Origin of the sequence: Streptomyces sp. NPDC001668 (assembly GCF_042893155.1) — a bacterium.
GTDB lineage: Bacteria > Actinomycetota > Actinomycetes > Streptomycetales > Streptomycetaceae > Streptomyces.
This window is the reverse complement of sequence record NZ_JBIAUQ010000001.1, coordinates 795998-815735: the sequence shown is the minus strand read 5'-3', so window position 1 is coordinate 815735 and position 19738 is coordinate 795998. Positions and strand designations below refer to the sequence as shown.

The window sequence follows — 19738 nt, the reverse complement described above, 5'->3', positions numbered from 1 at the left end:
CGCGCGCACCGGTCTGCTCCACCCCACTCATCCGCTCCGTTCGAAGAGGAACGCAATGCGAAGATGGCCACGCCGCCTCCTGGCGGCCCTGGGCAGCGCGGCAGCCACGCTGGGACTCGTGCTCGTCCCCAGCACGGCTGCCCACGCGGCGACCTGCACCACGTACTACATCTCGTCGTCGTCCGGCAGCGACAGCAACGACGGATGCAGCACCGGCACCCCGTGGAAGACGCTCACGAACGTCAACGCGACGACGTTCACGGCCGGCAACCAGATCCTGTTCCAGGCCGGCGGTTCCTGGACCGGCGAACTCCAGCCACAGGGATCCGGCGCCTCCGGCAACCCGGTCGTGATCGCGAGCTACGGCTCCGGTGCCGCTCCCATCCTCAACGGAGGGGGCGCCGCGGCCACCATCTACCTCAAGGACCAGCAGTACTGGACGATCCAGAACCTGGAGATCACCAACCCGGCCTCCAGCGCGGCGGTGCGCAGCGGCATCCAGCTGGAGAACGACACCACCGGCATCCTCGCCGGGATCCACATCCTGAACAACAACATCCACGACGTGAAGGGCTACTGGGCGAACGTCCAGAACCCGGTCCAGCCGAGCCAGTCCTCCGGCATCGCCTTCGACGTCACGGACAACAACACCACCAGCGGCTGGGACGACGTCCAGATCAGCAACAACACGCTGACGCGCGACGACGCCGGCGGCATCTACATCGGCTCGCTGGTGGGCCTGAACCACGACATCAACACCACCAACGTCGTCATCGACGGCAACACGCTCACCGACATGGGCGGCAACGACATCGTCTGTGTCTTCTGCGCCTCACCGGTCATCCAGAACAACGTCGCCACCGACAACGGCTACCGCTACTCCGGCGCCGGCCTGTGGAACGGCTGGACCACCAACGCGGTCTTCCAGAACAACGAGGTCTCCCGCCAGTACCGCAACTTCGTCGACGGCCAGGCCTTCGACATCGACAACAACAACTCCGGCACCGTCATCCAGTACAACTGGAGCCACGACAACCCGTTCGGCTTCACGGAGTGGTGCTGCCGCAGCGGCTTCGGCGCCAAGTCCTCGGTGATCCGCTACAACATCAGCCAGAACGACGGCGCTTCCAACGCGGTCTTCCCCGGCATGGGCGGCGTCGACAGCAACACCACCGCCCAGGTGTACAACAACACCATCTACATGGGCGAGGGCGACAACGGCGGCGTGACCGGCGGCACCCCGAACAGCACGGTCGCCTTCTCGAACAACATCGTCTACAAGCTGGGGACCGGCGGCTACTCCACCACCAGAACGACGTGGACCCACAACCTGTTCTACGGCAACCACCCCGCCAGCGAACCGGCCGACTCGGCGAAGATCACCGCGGACCCGCTGTTCGTGAACCCGGGCGCCGGCGGAACGGGCCGGGCCTCGGCCGCCGTATACAAACTGCGCGGCGGCTCCCCCGCCCTCGGCGCGGGCGCGGTCATCTCGTCCAACGGCGGCCAGGACTACTTCGGCAACACCGTCTCCGCCACCGCCGCGCCCAACATCGGCGCCTACAACGGCCCGGCCGTCTCCGGCCCCACCGCTCACACGGGCGCGTACTGGCCGCTGGAGGAAGGTTCCGGCACCGCCACCGCCGACCTGACCGGCGGCGCCAACAACGGCACCCTGCAAGCAGGGGCCTCCTGGACGACCGGCAAGGTGGGCGCGGGCGCCGTCAACCTGACCGGCGCGAGCAACTCCTGGGTGGACGTCCCCACCACCGCCCTCGACACCAGCGGCAGCTACACGGTCTCCGCCTGGGTGAAGCCGAACAGCCTCACCGGCAACCAGACCTACGCGAGCATCGACGGCTCGGCCATCAGCCCCTTCTACCTCCAGCTGACGGGCGGCACCTTCGCCTTCACCGTCCGCAGCGCCGACTCGACCGGCGCCACGTTCAAGCAGGTCACCGGCGGCAGCCCCGCCACCGGCACCTGGTACCACCTGACCGGCGTGTACGACAACAGCGCGCACACCATCGCGCTGTACGTGAACGGCCAGCTCCAGGGCACCACGGCGTTCTCGTCACCGTGGAAGGCCACCGGTCACACCACGATCGGCCGGGCCAAGTGGAACGGCGGGAACGTCGACTTCGCCAACGGGGCCATCGACGACGTACGCATGATCCCCCGGGCCCTCACCGCCCGCGAGGCGTACGCCCTCGGGACCGGCGCCGCCGGCTACTACCAGCTCGACGAGGGCAGCGGCCCCACCGTCACCAACCTGCTCGGCAACACCGACGACGGCTACACCGAGGGCAACGCCACCTGGGCGGGCGGCGGCAAGGTCGGCAGCGACTCGCTCAGCCTCGACGGCACCGCCGTCACCATGGCGGTCGTCCCGTCCTCGGTGATCGACACCAGCCAGAGCTACACGGTCGGTGCCTGGGTGAAGCTGAACTCCGTCAGCGGCAACAACCAGACCTTCGCCAGCCTCGTCGGCGGCAAGGTCAGCCCCTTCTACCTGCAACTGTCAGGAGGCAAGTTCACCTTCGTCACCCGGGCCTCCGACGCGAACGCGTCCGCGGCCACGACGGTGACGGCCGGCTCGGCGGCGACCACGGGCACCTGGTACCACGTCCTCGGCGTGTACGACAGCGGCGCCCAGACGATCTCCCTGTACGTCAACGGCACCCTCCAGGGCAGCACGTCGTTCACCTCCCCCTGGAAGGCGGTCGGCGCCACTCTCATCGGCGCCGGCACGTACAACCAGGGACCGGTGGACTTCACCAACGGCCAGATCGACGACGTCCACTTCTACAACCGGGTTCTCAGCACCGCTGAGATCCAGACGCTCGCCGCCGGCTGACCCGGCGGCGGGACGGGACGGGTGCCCACCCGGGGCATGAGGGTGCTCCGGGCCGGGCGCCCGTCCCCCTTCGGACGGCCCCACAAGAGACAAGAGAGGAGTCGGCGATGAGCACGTCGACGCGGCACCGGCCCCGGACACCGGCGAAGAACCGGGCGCGCGGCAACGTGCCGCTCTGGGTGATAGCCATCACCGCGCTGGTGGCCGCGGCGGTCATCGCGGTGGCCGCTCTGCTGCCCGGCCCGCGGCACAGCCGGCCACCGGCCGCCGCACCGGCTCCCCCGGTCACGGCCGTGGCGGCGACGATCGACGGCCAGGACATCCCGGTACGCGAACTCGTCCTCTACCTCGCCCAGGAGCGATCGGCGACCTTCACCCACTTCCGCCAGAAGTTCGGCGCCGAGGACGGCCCCGAGTTCTGGACCACCGAGCACGACGGCCAGACACCCGCCGCTTATCTCCGCGAGCGGGCCCTCGCCGACGTCACCCGGGTCACCGTCGAGCTGAACCTGGCCCACCGCCAGGGTCTCCTGGCGGACTCCGGATACGACGCCTTCCTGCGCAACTGGCAGGCGGAGAACGCCCGTCGCCGCACCGCCGTCACCACCCACCAGGTCATCTACGGCCCGGTGCAGTACACCGAGTCGAACTACTTCACCTACGTCCTGAACAACCTCGCCGCCGCCCTCCGGGACAGGCTCACGGACACCCGGGCCATCACCACGCCGGACAGCGCCCTTCGCTCCTACTTCTCCGCCCACCGCGGCGACTTCCCGCACCGGTCGTTCGCCGCGGCGCACGAAGAGGTCCGCCAGGCGTACGTCCTGGACCGGTACCGGGCGTTGATCGGACGCCTCGCGGGATCGGCTCGAGTCCGCGTGCACCACGCGGTGTTCGACGCCGTCCCGGTCATCTGAAGCGGCCGTACCACCGAACGCGCCGCCGGCCTCGCCACAGGGCGAAGCGCGACGGCGCCGGTGGTTCGGATCAGGCTCCGGGTGTCAGCTCCTGGTCCACTGCTGGTTGCTGCCGCCGTTGCAGTACCAGACGTCGACCGACGTGCCGTTGCCGGTGCCCGCTCCGGCCGCGTCCAGGCAGAGCGCCGGGTTCGCGGCGCTGGTCACGGAGAGGTCCGCGTTCACGTTCCACTGCTGTGCCGCCGTGCCGGTGCAGTCGGTGATGACCACGGGGTCCCCCGCCGTGGCTCCGCTGCCTCCCACGGTCATGCACTTGTTGCCGTAGACGGTGAGCTGCTTGTCCGCGTTCCAGTTCCAGGTCTGGTTGCCGCCGGCGTTGCAGTCCCAGAGGTCGAGCTGGGTGCCGTTGGTCGTGCTGAAGCCGGGCACGTCGACGCAGCGGTTCGAGGCCACTCCCCGCAGGACCTCGCCGGGAGGGGCGGGCGGCTGGTCGTTGACGGGCGGGGTCTTGCCGAAGCCGTAGCCCCAGCGCAGCAGGGCGACTCCGGTGGCGCTGTTGTCCACCAGGTTGCCGTCGGCGTCCAGCGACTCGATCGAGTAGGAGTCACCGAAGCGCAGCCCCGGCCAGTACACCAGCCCCATCCCCTTGCTGCGGGCGGTGTTGGCCACGGACGCGAGGTACGAGGTGTAGATGTTGCCGTTCCAGGCGCCGTAGTTGAGGCCGATGGTCATCGGGGAGCCGGCCTCGTCGATGATGGTGCGGCCGGTGTACTTGCCGAGGCGGGCTTCAAGGTCGGCGGTCCAGTCCGACTGCTTGGTGTAGCTGTTCCAGAAGCCGTAGAAGTGCAACGACAGCAGGGTTCCGCGCAGTTCGGGGGCCGCGCCGACGCCGGTGACGTTGTCGTTGTAGCCGGTGCCGCTGATCACGACCCGGCCGCGCGGGACGTCCTTGTGCCGGGCCAGCCAGCCGCTGGTGACGGACACCCACTGGTCCAGGGTGTAGCCGTGCGGCTCGTTCATGGGCTCGAAGTAGACCCGCGGGTTGTACTTGTACTCCCGCACCACGGTGTCCCACATCGTCGTCCAGGCCGCCGTGTCGTCGACGAACCCGTCCTTGCTGGAGTCGGCCTCCCAGTAGCTGACGATGACCTTGTCACCGGAGGCCGTGGCCGCGTCGATCGTCGCCCGGTACGACTTCCACCAGGTGGTGCCCACGCTCGCCGGGTTGATCGGCAGCCGCAGCGTGTTGGCGCCCAGGTTCTTCCTGAACCCGCTCACCATCTTCTGCGTGGTGCGGTACACGGTGCGGTAGCTGTCGGTCACCTTCAGCCCGCTCGGCACGACGGCGTCACTGGCGTAGTTGTCGCGCGGGTCGGCCCAGTTCACCCCGCGGAAGTCACTGGTGCCGCCCTTCGGCGCGGGTTTCACCGGAGCGTACGAGGCGGCCGCCTTCGCGGAGTCCTGCTGGGCGAGGGCGGGCCCGGGGGCGGTCAGCAACAGGAGCGTCGCGCCGAAGCCGGCCATGAGCACACTGGCCAGTCTTCGCGACCTCGTCGGGGTCTTGGTCATGTCGTCTCCAGTGACGGGAAAACGTGGAGGGCGGAGTGCGGGTTCGTCACCTGAGCCGAGCCACGGATGAGAACACGGTCTGGTCCAGATGTCCCAGACCCTGCGTAGACCTGCGTAAACCGGCCATGGTTACGTAACCATGGCCCGGACACTCGCACGACGCGCGCGCCGGTGACAAGACCCGTGACGCTTCCGAAACACGCCGGAATCCCGCGGGACCCGAAGTGGGGCCACCGAACCACGCGCCTCACCGCACATACGTGGGGGAACGAGAGGTTTTGTCTCCACGGTGGCCCGATCTCTCCACTCTCTCCACGGTGGCCCGATCCTCGCCCCTATGGCGACGCGCCGCGAGGGAGGCGAAAATGGGAACGGAACAGGAGCCAGCCGGTCACCGGACAGGTGACCGGCGGACTCGTCGAAGACTCCGGACGCCGCGAGCGGGAGAGTCAGGGCACTCCCGCGGGTGCGGGCAGGAACACAGGTGATCGTTCATGTGCCGATGGCTCGCCTACTCGGGAACACCCCTGCTTCTCGACACCATCCTCTACAGACCGGCCCACTCGCTGATCGATCAGAGCCTCCACTCGCGACTGGGTGTCGAGACGACGAACGGCGACGGTTTCGGCGTCGGATGGTACGCACAGGAGAGCATCGGCACCCCGGCCCTGTTCACGGACGTCGGCCCCGCCTGGAACAACCGCAACCTGCGGGAGCTCGCGGATCATGTGCGCTCCCCGTTGTTCTTCGCCCATATCCGGGCGACGACCGGCACCGCGGTGCAGCAGACGAACTGCCACCCGTTCCGGCACGGCCGCTGGATGTGGATGCACAACGGCGCCATCGCGGATTTCCACCTCGTGCGCCGCGACCTGTCCCTGCTCGTCGCCCCCGGGCTGTACTCCGACATCGAAGGGACCACGGACTCGGAGCTGATGTTCTACCTGGCCCTCACCTTCGGCCTGGACCAGGATCCGCCGGGCGCGGTGTCCCGGATGGTGGGTGCGGTGGAGCGCATCGGCCGCGGCCACGGCGTGGAGTTCCCGCTGCAGATGACGGTCGGCGTGACCGACGGCGAACGCGTGTGGGCCTTCCGCTACTCGAGCGAGGGCGCGTCCCGGTCCCTGTTCTACAGCACCCGGGTGGACGCACTGCGCAAACTGCACCCCGATGCGGCGTTCCTGCGGGAGGTGTCCGACGACACCCGCCTCATCGTCTCCGAGCCTCTCGGCGACCTGCCCGGCGCCTGGAACGAGGTACCGGAGAGCAGCTACAGCGTCATACAGGACGGGGCGGACGACCTCCATCCCTTCGTCCCGGAACCTGCGTGACCGACGGGTCGGCTGTTCCTCACCGACCGCTCTTGCCCCGGCCGGCGCCCGTGCCGCCGCGACTGGGCTTGGCGGGTGCGGTCTTCCTGCGCGTGGCCTTCTGCGCGCCCGCGGAAGCCTTCGCCGACGCTTGCGAGGACGCCTTCGGCGACGCCTGCGACGACGTGGGCCGGGCCGGTGCGGTGGACCACTTGAACTCGATCTCCAGCTCGATCTCCCCGTCCCCTACCTCCACTTCCATCTCGCTGCGGAGGTCGTCGGGAATCCGCAGGCTCAGCGTTCCGGGGCCGAGTTCCAGTTCGGCCTCCCCGCCGTCTCTCAGCGCGGCGGCGAGCGCGGTGAGCCGGTCGGCCGCCTCGATGCGCGACAGCGAACTCTTCTGCTCGAATTTGAGATCCTTCACGGGTGCCTCCGATCCGCAAAACAGGACATAACTCCAATTCTGCGGCCTCGGGCGAGATCGGACATCCGCACGCCAAGAGGCGACCCCTCGCCGAACGGCATCCGTTCCGATTCTCAATGCGGTGAAACCCCGCCGAACAGGTGCGACCCGGCGCTATCTTCATTCTTCTGAGTGGTCGTCACCCGGGTTCAGCGCCTTGGTGGCGAGTGCGAACGGGGGAACAGTGGTGGCTTCACTCAAGCATCTTGTCGTCGTGGTGCCCGGAATCGGGGGGAGTGTCCTGCAGACGGCGGAGGGGGCCGCCCGCTGGGACGAGCACCGCCGGCGGTTCGCCGCCGCGGTCACCCGGCCGCACCGGCTGGGCCTGGATACGCATCCGGACCTGGTCCCGGTCGGGCTGATGCCGGACATCACGCTGGTCGGCCCTTTCGTCGTCCCCGGCTACGACGGCTTGGTGCGCAAGATCCGCAACCGCTTCGATGACGTCCAGGTGGATGTCTCTCTGCCTGGGCGCGAACCGGACCACCGCGCCGACCTGGTCCTCTTCCCGTACGACTTCCGGCACAGCATCCGGCACGCGGCCGAGCGCCTGGCCGCCGATGTGGCTGCCCGTCTGAGCGGCGAGCACTCCGGAGCACGCCGACGGCGCGTGATCGTGGTCGCGCACTCCATGGGTGGACTGGTCGCCCGCTACTGGCTGGGCCCCCTGGGCGGCGCGGCCCACTGTGCCGCGCTGATCACCCTCGGCACGCCGCACCGCGGCGCCCCCAAGGCGCTGGATGTCCTGGCGAACGGGCTGAAGGTGGGCCCCAAACGGCTGGCCGGACTCACCGAGGTACTGCGCCAGTGGCCGTCGGCGTACGAACTCCTGCCGCGCTATCAGACGGTGGCGCGGCCGGACGGCGTAGAGCCGCTCAGGCCCTACGAGTTGGAGGAGGGCACGGGGGCAGACGGCACGGGGCCAGATGCCCTTGTCGACGCGTCGTTCGTCTCGCGAGCGAAAACCGCCTTCGGCGTTCACCAGGACATCGAGGCGGCCTGGACCGAGCTGCTGGGCAGCCCCGACTGCCCTGAGGTGACAGCCGCGTTCGGCCGCGGACACGCCACCCTTCAACAAGCCCTGCTCTCGCCTGCCGGGCTGTCGGTGACGAAGGGCGCACCGAGCTGGCTGCCCAACCCCGACTGGCTCGGCGACGGCACTGTCCCCGCGATCTCCGCCATCCCCATCGAGCAGCGGGACATGCGCGCCCGCAGGGCAGTGCCGGAGCGTCATATGGCACTCGCCTCCTCGTCGGTGGTGGTCGACATGCTGACGGAGTACGCCGGTGCATCACTCGAGTCCGTACGCGGCGACGAGCCCGACCGCCCCTGGCTCGGGCTCGACCTGGACGACACCGCCCTGTCCGGCGACCCGGTCGCGGTCGGCGTGACCCTCCACGGCGTACAGGCCGACGAACGGACGCACGTACGGATACGACTCCGCGCACGCGACAGCCGGCAGAAGGGCGCCACAGCATGGCTGCCGTGCACCAGGTCTGGCGACGACCAGTGGCGGGCGGATCTCCTGCCGCCGGGTGCCGGGACATACACGGTGGAGGTCGCGGCCACGGGTGTGCCGGTGGTGGACCGTCTTCAGGCCGGGGACGTCCTGGGCGTGGTGGACGCGGGGTATGAGGGAGCGGGCTCGTGAGTACGGCGTGGCGCCGATGGGCGAGCAGCGATCCCGGCGCTCTGATCGAGTACGTCCAGCGCGGTCGTCCGGGCGAGCGCAAGAGCGGGGCTCCGGCCGACCTCCTCGGCACCGCTCTGCCCGCCCCCGGGGACGGCCCTCCCGCCGCTCGCGCACGCGCCCTGTACGAGGCCTTCGCCGCTCTCCACATCCAGTACGCCGATGAGCCGACCACCAGTGATCCCGGCCGACAGACCATCCGGCCACCCGACCAGGTGCTCCGCCGTCCACGCCACGGCACCTGCCTGGATCTCGCGGTCACCTTCGCCGGAGCGTGCCTGGACGCCGGGCTCCATCCGCTGATCATCGTCCTGGCCGGTGCCAAGGCGGGCGATCCGGCGCATGCGCTGGTCGCCGTCCGGCTCGACGGCAACTGGTCCAACCGCGCGCACCGGGACTACCGCTGGGACGAAGAGGAACCCGACTGGCGGACTCTGCCACCGGACTTCATCGACGAGCTCGCCGAGAACGAGGACTCCCCCGGCGCGTTCCTCGCCGTCGACATCACCGGCGTCGCCTCCCGTGCCGACGCGGCCGACCCGCGCAGGCGGGAACCGCAGCCCTGGGCCGAGTCGGTCGCCCATGGCGCCGCGCTCCTGCGGGAGGCGGCCGAGGACCGCTGGAGCGTGACGATCGACGTCGGTCTCGGCTACGAGCACTGCGAACCACACCCGCTGCCCTACCAGCCGAGCACCGATGTCCTCGCACCGCCCTATCTGCCGGTACCGGCGACGCTGGCGGCGGACGAGGGCAACAGCGGCCCGCTCAAGTTCCTGTGGGCCCGCCATGACGCCATCCGCTTCCATCCACGGGACGAACTCGACTTCCTCCAGGACTGGTTCCAGGCCCCCGACCCGCTGGGACCGCGCACCCGGATCGTCCTGCTGCACGGCGTCGGCGGAGCGGGAAAGACCCGCCTGGCCGCGGAACTCGCCCACCGGCTCTCCGCCACCGGCTGGTACACCGGTTTCCTCGTCCGCGACCCCGACCCCCAGGACCGGGCCTGGCTGAGCGACGTCGCCTCCCCGCTGCTGGTCGTCGTCGACTACGTCGAGGACCGCAAGTCCGGCGACGTCATCAACGTACTGCGCACCCTGCGGGAGCGCGAAGCTCCCACCTGTCTGCTGTTGACCGCGCGAACAGTCAGCGGCTGGTGGGAGGAGGAGATCGCGGTGGCCCTGAAGGAGGACGGCCATCCCTACGCCCTGCACGACAGCGCTCTGGCGGCCCGTCACCCCCGCCAGACGGGCGTCTACCGGGCGGCGGTGCGCTCCTTCGGCGGATCTGAACTCGTCGCCATGGGCAGCGCCCCGCCTCCCGACCCCGACTCCGGCAGGTGGACCACGCTGGATCTGGTGATGCTCGCCTGGCTCGCCGCCCGGGCGGACGGCACCGGGGCGGCTCCTCCCTCGGCTCCCCCCTCGACTCCTACCTCGGAAAAGGACCTGTACGAGAAGATCCTCGACCACGAACTGGGCTACTGGGTACGGGCGTACAAGGCCCGGGTCGGCATGCCGTCGAAGCGAACGAAAGCGATGCTGCGCGAGGCCGGAGCCTGCCTGAGTCTTCTGGCGCCGCAGGAGGAACGGCTCGACCACACCCTCAAAGCCGTCAGAGGACTGGCCAACGACGGCACGCGGCGCGACGAGATAGCCGCCCTGCTCGCGGACCTTCTGCCGGCCGCTCCCGAAGACGGCACGCTGGCGGTCCGGCCGGACCCGCTGGGCACCCATCTCGCATCCAGCGTGTTCAGCACGGATCGGGCGCTGCTTCGGGCGTGCTTGAAGGAAGCAGACGAGGACGAGCAGTTGAACGCGTGTGTCGGCGTCTCACGGTTCGCGTCGTCACACGACGAATCCACCATGGCGGACATCGCTCAGGCCGCCCTGGAAGCCGCCCCCGGCTTGTGGCAGCCGGCACTCTCGGTGGCGGCGACGCAGGGGGGCGTCTTCGTCAGGGCTTTGGAGCGGTTCGCCGAGGCGGAGGGAACGCCATTGCCGTTGGCCGAGCTGGCTTCGACGGTGCCCACTGGCCACAGCACACTGCGCGGCCTCGCGCTTATCGCCGCGACACGCTCTGCGCCCGATGACGCTGGCGATATGTCTGAGGAAGTAAAAGCGGCCCGGGCATCGTGGCTCAACAACCTGTCTGTCCGTCAGAGCGAGGTAGGCGACCGCGACGCAGCACTCACCTCCATCACCGAAGCCACCGAGCTCTACCGCACCCTCGCCCAGACCAACCCCGCCGCCTTCCTCCCCCACCTCGCCATGTCCCTCAACAACCTCTCAGTCCAACAGAACGAAGTAGGCAACCGCGACGCAGCACTCACCTCCATCACCGAAGCCGTCGACATCCGCCGCACCCTCGCCCAGACCAACCCCGCCGCCTTCCTCCCCAACCTCGCCGGATCCCTCAACAACCTCTCAGTCCAGCAGAGCGAAGTAGGCGACCGCGAGGCAGCACTCACCTCCATCACCGAAGCCGTCGGCATCTACCGCACCCTCGCCCAGACCAACCCCGCCGCCTTCCTCCCCGACCTCGCCATGTCCCTCAACAACCTCTCCAACCAGCAGAGCGGCACCGGGGACCGCGCCGCAGCACTCACCTCCATCACCGAAGCCGTCGGCATCTACCGCAGCCTCACCCAGACCAACCCCGCCGCCTTCCTCCCCAACCTCGCCATGTCCCTCAACAACCTCTCCAACCAGCAGAGCGAAGTAGGCGACCACGACGATGCCTCGCGCACCTACGACCAGGTGATCTCGGAACTCCCCTCCGGCCCCCAAGCCGAACTCCTCGTTGCGCGTGCCCGGTGGCGCCACCTCCGTGACGATCACACCGGTGCGGCGTCAGATCTCCTCTCAGCAGCGCACCGCGCGGACGAAACAACGGAATCCGCCTGGACCGGCCGTTCCCGCCGTGCCGTCCGCCAACTCACCGAAGAACTGGGGCGACACGTACTCGCCCGACAAGCGCTGGAGCCAAAGCTCCCCGACCTGCCCACCTGGTCGAAGGACGAACTCCCACCCGAGACCATCAGCCGTATCAATGGCTGGCTTTCCGCCCGCAGTTGGCCTGAGCAGGAGAGCTTCATTCAGCAGTCCTATCCGCTCCTTGCGGCGCCGGAAGGACGAGCTGCTCTCGACCTCACCCGTGCGCTGTACCCGGAAGCCACAGGCCTCAACTACCTCGCGGCCATACTCGACGCCGCACAAGAACGAGGCCTTGACCAGGTACTCGAAGAACTCCGAGAGACCAACGCCAGGTCCGCTCTGGTCTCCGAATGGCTCGCCACCCCTACCTGGCCGGAAGATCTGGAATTCCTCAGGAGCCACCCGCAACTGGCCGACGACCCCGCCGTACGGGAACTGCTCACCTCACAATGGGGTGACCCGGCGTCAAGCCAACACCTGGGCATTCTCCAGCTCACCGACCACCTTCCCGCACCCGACGTCTACGACGCGATCACCGATCCCACGACGGCGGTCGACACGGCCATGGAGTTCATCGAGCAAGGACGACCGGACGCACTCCTCCCGCTCTTCCTCGCATCCCCAACCCTCACGCAGATGCCGTTCGTCAGTCCGTACCTGCTTTCCGTGTACACCGTGTTCTCGGCCCCGGGCACCGACAGCCCGTCCCCCGCCGACCTCAGCAGGGAAGCCGCAGCGCAGGGCTCCGAGGTACAGCGAGGGGCCGGCGCGGCCCGTCTCCGCCGGCTTGCCCAGCGCCGCCCGGACCACGCGACCACGCTGCTCCAGCTGGCCACCGCCCTCACCACAGCCGCGCCGACGCCGGCCTCTCAGAGCGAAACCGCCTCCGATGCCGAATGAGGAACAACAGCTCCCACCCTCCGGGTCACCGCGCAAACTCACGGTGGAAGAGATCACGTACCTCAGCAACATGGGTCGGCTCTTCCACTCAGCACCCGGCTACCAAGCCATGCAAGACGCTCTCGACGCGGCCCTCAAAGCCGTACGGCGACACCGTGCCGACGGCGTGAGCTGGCCGGACCTCACTCGTGCCCTCGGCATCCCACAGGAAGAACTCCTGCACCGCATGCGGGAGACGACCGACAAACCGCGCCCGACACCTCCCCCGTCTGTCACAACGACCGTGATCGGCGACCGCCTCCTCCGGGACCCACTACGCCCTCCGACCGGTCACACGCGACCGCCCCCGTTGGAACTGCTGAGTCAGGCATGGTCCCCCTCGATCTCCGCCCACTCGTCGCAGAACTCGCTCTTCTCCGCCACCATCCACCCGCAAGACCACGATGTGGGACTCATCCCCCCAGGGGGCGCCGCCCCGAGAGTGCTGTTCATCTCCGGTGATCCACGCCCTGGACGCAACGACTTCGGCGCCGAGGCGGCATGCATCCGGCAGGTGGTCGGGGCGAGTTACATGCAACTGACCGAGATGGCATCGGTCAGACTCGCCGAAATCTGCCCCGCCTTGGACAGATACAGACCTACCGTTCTGCACATCGCGGCGCACAGCTCGTTCGGAGGGATCCACCTCACCCAGGACAGCGACAGCGGAGACCTCTGCATCGCGTACGAGACCTTGTGCGCGGAGATCTCCCGTGTCCGCCACCCGCCCCGCCTCGCCGTGCTGAACTTCTGCGGCTCCACCGCGCTGGCCGACGAGATGGCGCTGGCCGTGACGACAGTGATCAGCTGGCCGCACGCCGTGGACGACGGGCAGGCCCGGACCTTCGCGAGGCAGTTGTACCAATCGCTGGCCGTCCGGCGCTCCGTAGCGGAGAGCTGCAAGGACGCGGAAGCGGAGCTGAGGGGCCCGCATCCGGATCTGCCACTCCCTCTCACCCACGGCGATGCGACGGCCCACATCTTCTGAACCGTCGTCGAGGTCACCGCCGACACCCGGGACGCGGTCACCCCTTAGCGGGACGTTACAGGCCATACGGATGCGAGGGAGGCTCCCGGTCCGTACCGTCGAAGCAGGAGGACTGTCCATGCGTTCCCGTTCCCGTTCCCGTCCCCGTTCCCATTCCCGACGTACGACGGCAGGTGCCGCCCTGAGCGCGGCCGTTGCGCTGGTTCTGCTCGCCGTCGGCTGCTCCAGCACCACGAGCGGGGAGAAACCCGCCAAGAGCACGCAGAGCAGCGGCGGCGGCACGGACAAGCCGGTCGTCCTGTCGCTGGCGACACCGATGGGCGCGAGTGAGGAGTTCGACGCCTTCCTGCGGAACGTGAGGACGCTGTCCCACGGCTCGATCCGGATCTCCGCCGAGTTCGACGCCCACCATGAGGAGGGGCCGGACTTCGAGGAGCAACTGCTCAATGACGTGCAGGCCGGGCGGGTCGATCTGGCCGCCCTCGGCAGTCGGGTCTTCGACATCCACCGGGCCCCTGCCCTGGGCGCCCTGACCGCACCCCTGCTGATCAACAGCTTCGACGCCGAGGAGAAGGTCCTCGGCGCACCCGTAGCCCAGCAGATGATCCGCGAGGTCGACGGCGGCGGCCTCACCGGCGTGGGTCTGCTCCCGGGCAGCCTGCGCCGCCCCTTCGGCGCCGGGACACCACTGCTCGGTCCGCAGGACTACAAGGGACGCACGATCGGCATCCAGGAGTCCAAGGTCGCCGACTCCACCATGCGGGCCCTCGGAGCGAAGCCGGAATGGTTCGGCGCGGGCGGCTCGGTGGCCGGTTTCGACGGGTTCGAGCAACAGATCGGATCTGTCAACGGGAGCCGTTACGACGAAGCGGGGATGATCGGCACCGCCAACGTCGTTCTGTGGCCCCGCCCGATCGTCCTGGTCGCCAACACCAAGGCCGTCGAGCGGCTCGGCGAGGACCGGCGCAAGCTGTTGCGGGAGGCGGCGCGGCAGGCGGTGCACGGCGCCGGCGCGGACTTGCGCGCAGAGGAGAACAGGGACCTGGAGAGCCTCTGCGCCCGGGGCCAGAAGTTCGCCGCCGCGAGCCCGGCCCAACTGGCCGCACTGCGCAAGGCGGTTCGGCCGGTGTACGACCGGCTGTCCCGCGACCGGCAGACCAAGGAATACCTCGACACCATCACCACCCTGGTACGGGAGGTACCGACTGAGCCGCCTGTGTCCTGCCCGGGCTGACGCCTACGCCGAAGCGACGATCTGTCAGAGCGGTTCCTCCCAATCACCTTTTGGGACCCGCCCGGGTCCCTCCGACGTCGCCCCACCGTGTCCGCGCACCCGCCGCACGGGTATCAGTGCCGAACACCGTCGGCCTGCCTGGACGCGTCTGCGCCCGTCCGGTCCCTGTACAGCCTCTGCACACACGGCCCCTGGGTCCTGGCATCGGCCCTCAACGCAGTCGCCCAGGCGGCGAGCGAGGCCCCGGGCACGCGCACCCGTGTCGGCCTTACGCGGGCCGTTGTCGGTCGGCTGACGAGGTGTCGGGACGCGCGCGACGACGACCGCGCCGCCGCGTGTGCCGGGCGCAGCCGTGAAGCCGGTGACGCGACGGGAGAGCCGCGTCACCGGCTGGAAGGGCGGCCCTGGGCGGACCCGGTCTCCTACGAGGGGATGGTCGTCTCCTGCCGGGCCTTCGGCGACGACAGCCGCCCGCGGATCAGTGCGAAGGCCACCACTCCCGCGGCCACCAGGGTGGACAGGACCACCTGGTCCCGGCCGCCGCCGGAGGCGGTGTCGGTGAGCATGTAGCCGAGCACGAACACGATCAGCGCGATGGTCGCCCAGGTCAGGTACGGGAAGAGCCACATGCGCACGACGAGCTTCTCCGGCGCCTCGGCCTGGATGATCCGGCGCATGCGCAGTTGCGAGAAGCAGATGACGAGCCAGACGAACAGGGCGATGGCACCGGAGGAGTTGAGCAGGAAGAGGAAGACGGTGTCGGGCCAGGCGTAGTTGAAGAACACGGCGACGAAGCCGAAGACGACCGAGGCGAGGATCGCGGCCTGCGGCACGCCCTGGCGCTTGGTGCGGCCGAAGGCGGCGGGGGCGTCGCCGCGGCGGCCGAGGGAGAAGGCCATGCGGGAGGCGGTGTAGAGGCCGGAGTTCAGGCAGGACAGCACGGAGGTGAGCACGATGAAGTTCATGACCTGCCCGGCGTGCGCGATGCCGAGGGAGTCCAGGGCGGCGACGTACGAGCCGTCCTTGGTGATGGCCGGGGAGTTCCAGGGCAGCAGGGTCAGCACGATGAAGATCGAGCCGAGGTAGAACACGCCGATCCGCCAGATGACGCTGTTGGTGGCCTTGGTGACCGCGCGCTGCGGGTCCTCGGACTCCCCCGCCGCCAGGGTGACGATCTCGCTGCCCATGAACGAGAAGACCACCATCAGTACGCCGGTGAGGATCTTGCCGGGTCCGTTGGGCAGGAAGCCGCCGTGCGCGGTGAGGTTGGACAGCCCCGCGGTGTCGCTGTGCGTGCCCGGCAGGACTCCGAAGACCGCGAGGAGGCCGACCCCGATGAACGCCACGATCGCGACGACCTTGATCCCGGCGAACCAGAACTCGAACTCGCCGTAGGAGGAGACCGAGGCGAGGTTGGAGACGGTCAGCACGACCATCACGATCAGGGCCCAGGCCCACTGCGGTACGCCCGGTATCCAGCTCTCCAGGATCTTCGCGCCGGCGGTCGCCTCCACGGCGAGCACCACGACCCAGAAGAACCAGTACAGCCAGCCGATGGAGAAGCCGGCCCAGCGGCCGAGCGCGCGGTCGGCGTAGGCGGAGAACGAGCCGGAGGTCGGGTTCGCGGCGGCCATCTCCCCCAGCATGCGCATCACGAGTACGACCAGGGCGCCCACGAGGGCGTACGACACCAGGATGCCGGGTCCCGCGGCGGCGATGCCCGAGCCGGAGCCGACGAACAGGCCCGCTCCGATCACACCGCCGATCGCGATCATCGACAGATGGCGGTTCTTCAGTCCGGCCTGCAGGCCGGATCCGGCTGGGGTGTCGTGGGTGGTGGTGACCGTGTCGGGGGCGGGGGCAGGGGGACGTGTTGTCATCTCGACATCCAGGGGGCTGGCGGGAAATGGGGACGATTCCGGTGAGATCGGACGGAGCTGGCCGTGCGGATTCCGCCGGGCGGGGCGCGCGGGGGTGCCGGGTCGGGGGGTGGTGATCACGGACGCGGGGAGGGCATGGTGGACCACGACCGGAGGCCGATGTCCGCTGCATCGGCCGCCCGGTGACGCTCAGGAAAATAGTTCAGGGCGATCAGAAAAAACAAGAGACCCAAGCGGCCGAGCGACGGCATCCGCGCGCCGCCCGCCGGGGAAACGGCCCCCTCAGGCACACGCGCGCTCCCCCGTCGACGTACCCCGCAGACACGCCCACGGGGAGGTGAATCCCCAGCTCAGGGCCATGACGCCCCGAGCGCCGGATCACCCCTGCCCCTCACCGCCGTACCGGTCGCGGCAAGGTCTTGTTTAACTGTTCACCTTGCTCTAATTTTTCCCCCAGCTGCGCCCCCGCTTTTCCCCAGCCGCCGTCCCCCGCCCCTGGGAGCCCCTGTGCACCACACCCGCGCGAGCCCTCCTCCGGGTGCCGGGACCGCGTTCAGCAGGCCGTTAGGGTGGCGTCGTGGTGAATGCAGCGGGCAAGTTCGGGCCGTACAACCAGCCGGGCCCGGCTCGGGCGGCGTCGGTCACCGGCGTGGGACACGCCCGCGCCCTGCCCGGCGGGGGCCAGAACGGATCCGATCTCGTCCGGTCGAGAATCGCGCTGCGGGTACGCCTGCGCTCCGTGCGGCCGGGGGACCGGCTCCCGGATGCCGGGGTCCTCGCCGAGGAACTGGGGATCAGCGAGATCACCGTCCGCCGCGCGCTGGAGGGGATGTGCCAGGACGGCCTGCTCGACCGCCGACGCGGACGGGCGGGCGGCACCTTCGTCGCGCAGGAGTGGGACACCGTCGTCGCCGTGATGCATGACGCCGAGGAGGCCGCCGCACTGGACGCCTTCCATCTGCTGCTGGAATGCGGCCTCGTGGCGCACAGCTCGGGTGAGGTCCCGGCCGAGCGGCTGGAGGGGCTCCGGGCGCTGGTCGAGGAGACGGAGCTGGCCGGCGACCCGGAGCAGCTGGCCGAGTTGGAGGCCCGCTTCCACCTGGACCTCGCGGAGACCCTCGGCGGCGCCGGAATGCGCGAGTTGGCCGCCGATCTGCTCGGCCGGCTCTGCCTGCTGCTGCCCGCGCCGCACCCCGAGGCCGTACGGGCCCAGAACCACTGCCACGCCGACCTGCTCACCGAACTGGGCCGGGGTGCGACCGATCCGGCCGTACAGGCGGTGAAGGCGCACCAGCGTTTCCGGCACCGCTGACGCCCGCTCGTGCCGGTCCGACCGTCGAGAACCCGCGCCGGCAGCCGGAGCGGCACCCATCAGGCCACCACCGCACAAGGAGTTGCCGCCATGCCCCACCCCGGAGCAGGCCCGCTGTCCCCGCCGGGTCCCGTCGGCGACGGGTCGCAGCGGCTGCGTGGCGGCGTCCTCGGCATGGCGGACATCGCGGCCGCCACGATGGCCAACGTCGGCCCGGCCATGAGCTTCTTCTTCGGTTTCGCCTTCCTGGCCACCACCGCGGGCGTGGCCTCACCCCTGACCATCGTCGCCGCGGGCATCGCGGTCGCGCTGCTCGGCAACACGCTGGCGGAGTTCTCCCGGGCGCACCCCTCGGCGGGCAGCTTCACCACCTTCGTGGGCAAGACCTTCGGGCCCGTCAGCGCGGTGACCACGGCGCTGCTGGCGGGGCTCGGCTACATCATCGCGATGGCCTCGGTCATCGCCATCTCCGGCGGGTTCGTGCAGATCACCCTGTACCACTACACCGGTGTGGACCTGCCGTGGATCATCTGGACCCTGCTGCTCACCGGGCTTGCCGTGGGCCTGATGCTGCGCGGGATCGTGGTGTCCACCAAGTGGGCCGGCTACTTCTTCGGCGTGGAGATGCTGGTCCTGGCCGTGGTCTCGGTCGCGGCGCTCGTGGAGCACCGCGGCTCCCTCTCCCTCGATCCGTTCCTGCCCGGCCACATCAGCCACGGCTTCAAGGGGCTGGCGGCGGGTTTCCCCCTGGCGGTGTACCTGTTCGTCGGCTGGGAGAACTCGGCCGCGCTCGCCGAGGAGACGGAGAACCCGCGGCGCAACGTCGGCCGCGCGGTGTTCTCCTCCATCGCGATCATGACAGTGAGCTATGTGCTCTTCGCCTACGCCACGGTGACCGGCTTCGGCTACGACGTGAACAGCCTCGGGGCCTCCCCGATCCCCTTCATCGAGGTGGCCCAGCACACCCTCGGCGCACTGGCGTTCCTCACCTACCTGGGCGGTCTGACCTCCACGCTCGGTGTGCTGGTCGCCGGCATCAACTCCCAGGCCCGCCTGGTGTTCAACGCCGGACGCGAGGGCCTGCTCCCGTCCTTCTTCGGCTATGTGCACCCCACCCGTCGTACGCCGAACAACGCGATCGTCACCTTCGCCGTCACCGCCCTGCTGATCATCGGCGGCTGGGGCCTGGGCCACCTGCTGGGGTCCGGCGGCGGCCCGATGAACCCGGTGGTCTTCTTCACCGAGTCCTCGACCCTCGGCACCATCCTGATCCTGCTGGTCTACCTCGCCTCCAACATCGCCCTGCCGCTGTACTACCGCAGATACCGGCCGCAGGAGTTCCGGCTGGTCCGGCACCTGGTGCTGCCCGCACTCGGCACCCTGGCCATCCTGGTCCCGCTGTACTACCTCGCCAAGCCGGGCCAGCCCGCCCCGTACAACTGGTTCCCCTACGCGGCACTGGCCGCCCTCGTCGCCGCCGTCGGCTACGCGGCCCTCCTGGTCCGCCGCGACCCGACCCTGGCCGAACGCGTGGGGTCCGTGGTCGCCGACGCCGACTGAAGCGCGGGACAGGACCTCACCGCGGCCCTTCGGCGAGGGCTTGTGCAAAACGTTTTGGATCCTTAACGTCCGGTTCGAACGGAAGG

General features: G+C 69.4%; 12 protein-coding genes. 9 read left to right on the top strand and 3 right to left on the bottom strand.

Going from position 1 to position 19738, the window contains the following annotated elements:
- Positions 1 to 55: 55 nt before the first annotated feature.
- Together ACFYZ8_RS03600 and ACFYZ8_RS03595 are read left to right on the top strand one after the other, a co-directional pair.
- Complete coding sequence (locus ACFYZ8_RS03600; protein WP_388538547.1) at positions 56 to 2857, top strand: LamG-like jellyroll fold domain-containing protein; 2802 nt, start codon at positions 56 to 58, stop codon at positions 2855 to 2857.
- Positions 2858 to 2964: 107 nt separating this feature from the next.
- The gene (locus ACFYZ8_RS03595; RefSeq protein ID WP_388538548.1) at positions 2965 to 3774 is read left to right on the top strand and encodes a hypothetical protein; all 810 of its coding nucleotides are present in this window, start codon (positions 2965 to 2967) and stop codon (positions 3772 to 3774) included.
- An 84-nt stretch (positions 3775 to 3858) separates the two neighbouring features.
- Here ACFYZ8_RS03595 and ACFYZ8_RS03590 read toward each other — a convergent pair whose 3' ends face one another.
- A complete protein-coding gene (locus ACFYZ8_RS03590) occupies positions 3859 to 5343 on the bottom strand; it encodes a ricin-type beta-trefoil lectin domain protein (RefSeq protein WP_388538550.1) in 1485 nt (494 codons plus the stop codon).
- 494 nt (positions 5344 to 5837) lie between these two features.
- Here ACFYZ8_RS03590 and ACFYZ8_RS03585 point away from each other — a divergent pair, with 494 nt between their 5' ends.
- Positions 5838 to 6674, top strand: a complete 837-nt coding sequence (locus ACFYZ8_RS03585; RefSeq protein WP_359038480.1) for a class II glutamine amidotransferase — start codon at positions 5838 to 5840, stop codon at positions 6672 to 6674.
- Between the two features lie 19 nt (positions 6675 to 6693).
- On the opposite strand, the gene ACFYZ8_RS03580 is transcribed toward ACFYZ8_RS03585, so the two are convergent.
- Entirely contained in the window at positions 6694 to 7077 is a 384-nt protein-coding gene (locus ACFYZ8_RS03580) for an amphi-Trp domain-containing protein (protein WP_359038482.1), read from the bottom strand.
- A gap of 226 nt (positions 7078 to 7303) precedes the next feature.
- Here ACFYZ8_RS03580 and ACFYZ8_RS03575 point away from each other — a divergent pair, with 226 nt between their 5' ends.
- The 4 genes from ACFYZ8_RS03575 to ACFYZ8_RS03560 all read left to right on the top strand — a co-directional run bounded on the left by ACFYZ8_RS03575 (position 7304) and on the right by ACFYZ8_RS03560 (position 14900).
- Complete coding sequence (locus ACFYZ8_RS03575; RefSeq protein ID WP_388538552.1) at positions 7304 to 8767, top strand: esterase/lipase family protein; 1464 nt, start codon at positions 7304 to 7306, stop codon at positions 8765 to 8767.
- Positions 8764 to 12639, top strand: a complete 3876-nt coding sequence (locus ACFYZ8_RS03570; protein WP_389049729.1) for a hypothetical protein — start codon at positions 8764 to 8766, stop codon at positions 12637 to 12639. The genes ACFYZ8_RS03575 and ACFYZ8_RS03570 overlap by 4 nt, the downstream gene beginning before the upstream one ends.
- On the top strand, positions 12629 to 13666 hold the full coding sequence (locus ACFYZ8_RS03565; protein WP_389049728.1) for a CHAT domain-containing protein: 1038 nt from the start codon (positions 12629 to 12631) through the stop codon (positions 13664 to 13666). Before ACFYZ8_RS03570 ends, ACFYZ8_RS03565 begins: the two co-directional genes overlap by 11 nt.
- A 118-nt stretch (positions 13667 to 13784) precedes the next feature.
- Positions 13785 to 14900, top strand: coding sequence for a TRAP transporter substrate-binding protein (locus ACFYZ8_RS03560; protein ID WP_388538555.1), 1116 nt, complete (start codon positions 13785 to 13787; stop codon positions 14898 to 14900).
- A 422-nt stretch (positions 14901 to 15322) separates the two neighbouring features.
- On the opposite strand, the gene ACFYZ8_RS03555 is transcribed toward ACFYZ8_RS03560, so the two are convergent.
- Positions 15323 to 16780 carry an amino acid permease gene (locus tag ACFYZ8_RS03555; RefSeq protein WP_388538557.1) on the bottom strand — a complete coding sequence of 486 codons (1458 nt, stop codon included), beginning with the start codon at positions 16778 to 16780 and terminating at the stop codon, positions 15323 to 15325.
- 577 nt (positions 16781 to 17357) lie between these two features.
- Here ACFYZ8_RS03555 and ACFYZ8_RS03550 point away from each other — a divergent pair.
- Together ACFYZ8_RS03550 and ACFYZ8_RS03545 are read left to right on the top strand one after the other, a co-directional pair.
- A complete protein-coding gene (locus ACFYZ8_RS03550) occupies positions 17358 to 18092 on the top strand; it encodes a FadR/GntR family transcriptional regulator (protein WP_388538559.1) in 735 nt (244 codons plus the stop codon).
- Between the two features lie 90 nt (positions 18093 to 18182).
- A complete protein-coding gene (locus tag ACFYZ8_RS03545; RefSeq protein WP_388538561.1) occupies positions 18183 to 19652 on the top strand; it encodes an APC family permease in 1470 nt (489 codons plus the stop codon).
- Positions 19653 to 19738: the final 86 nt, after the last annotated feature.

Excerpts from the sequence above, each read along its gene's own strand:
- ACFYZ8_RS03585 (WP_359038480.1), top strand. The coding sequence starts at position 5,838 with ATGTGCCGATGGCTCGCCTACTCGGGAACACCCCTGCTTCTCGACACC.
- ACFYZ8_RS03560 (WP_388538555.1), top strand. The coding sequence starts at position 13,785 with ATGCGTTCCCGTTCCCGTTCCCGTCCCCGTTCCCATTCCCGACGTACG.
- ACFYZ8_RS03545 (WP_388538561.1), top strand. The coding sequence starts at position 18,183 with ATGCCCCACCCCGGAGCAGGCCCGCTGTCCCCGCCGGGTCCCGTCGGC.
- ACFYZ8_RS03565 (WP_389049728.1), top strand. The coding sequence starts at position 12,629 with ATGCCGAATGAGGAACAACAGCTCCCACCCTCCGGGTCACCGCGCAAA.
- ACFYZ8_RS03555 (WP_388538557.1), bottom strand. The coding sequence starts at position 16,780 with ATGACAACACGTCCCCCTGCCCCCGCCCCCGACACGGTCACCACCACC.
- ACFYZ8_RS03600 (WP_388538547.1), top strand. The coding sequence starts at position 56 with ATGCGAAGATGGCCACGCCGCCTCCTGGCGGCCCTGGGCAGCGCGGCA.
- ACFYZ8_RS03595 (WP_388538548.1), top strand. The coding sequence starts at position 2,965 with ATGAGCACGTCGACGCGGCACCGGCCCCGGACACCGGCGAAGAACCGG.
- ACFYZ8_RS03590 (WP_388538550.1), bottom strand. The coding sequence starts at position 5,343 with ATGACCAAGACCCCGACGAGGTCGCGAAGACTGGCCAGTGTGCTCATG.